This is a genomic window from Streptomyces gardneri, assembly GCF_006539185.1.
Classification (GTDB): Bacteria; Actinomycetota; Actinomycetes; order Streptomycetales; family Streptomycetaceae; genus Streptomyces; species Streptomyces gardneri.
The window spans coordinates 1-1055 of sequence record NZ_BJMN01000140.1; the positions used below are offsets into that span (position 1 = coordinate 1).

The 1055-nt window shown below is 67.7% G+C and carries 1 protein-coding gene; it reads right to left on the minus strand.

All coding sequences use genetic code 11. The features are described 5' to 3' along the window. Positions 1-58 precede the first annotated feature (58 nt). Positions 59-970, minus strand: a complete 912-nt coding sequence (locus SGA01_RS40765; protein ID WP_229918642.1) for a transposase family protein — start codon at positions 968-970, stop codon at positions 59-61. Between the last annotated feature and the right edge of the window lie 85 nt (positions 971-1055).

Consider the following 1055-nt stretch of genomic DNA (forward strand, 5'->3'; position numbering starts at 1 on the left):
TAACGAGCTCGTGCACGGTAGGCGGTGAGACGTCGAGGATCCCGGCGGGGCTCGGTGTTCAGCTCTGCCGTGCGGGGATCAGGTCCGCGGTCTGCTGGTGGGAGAGCAGGCCGGCGACGGCCTGGACGGTGTCGCTGATGTGCTCGCGGCGGCCGAGGTGGCGGGTCAGTGCCCGCCAGTTCTTCAGGTGTGCGATGCCATGCTCGACCCGGATACGGCGTGAGGAGTGCGCTTTGCGCTGTCGCTCGTGCATCTCTTCGTACCAGTCGGGGGCGTCCTTCTTGAACTTGCGGTGCGGCGGTGTCACCACGCGTCCGCCGGTCTGGGCGCCGAGGCCCTGATAGCCGGCATCGGCAAGGATCTCGAGGGCAGGCCCGTCAGCCAGGAGCTTGACCAGCCCTAACTGGCGGGCATGGGTGATGTCCGCGCAGCTTCCGGGTGTGGTCGGGCTGCACCACAACACACGCCCCTCGCCGTCCGTGACCACCATGGACTTGACAGCATTCTGCTTGTTCTTGCCGGAGATGAACCTGTCCCGGTCCTTGCGTCCGGCGACGGGACGCCGGACCCGGATCTCCGTGCCGTCAACGATGCCGGTCTTCCCGCTGGCACCGAGGTGCTCGACGACCTCGGCCAGGGTCCGCAGCCGCACGTCGGGACTGACGGTGCACCCCCGCTCGGCAAGCAGGGGCCGCACCTCGCCGACGGCCCGGCTGATGGTGGAGCGGTCGACGCCGAACCAGCAGGCCAGGACGTCGTGAGTGGTTGCATGGCGGAGGTGGACGAGCGTGGCCAGGAGCCGGTCAACGAAGACCAGCTGGTGCTTCGCACCGGCCCCCACGGCCCGCATCCGCGGCCGAGAGGCAAGCCTGGCCTGATGTCGCTCATGCCACAACGGGCCCACCTCCGCGATGAGTTCAGCAATCACATCGGCCGACAGGCCCGTGATCCGACGGTTGCTGATGATCACTGCACGAGACGCGTTCCCCACCACCCGACCATGATCAACCATCCAAGGCTCGACGTCTCACCGCCTACCGTGCACGAGCTCGTTA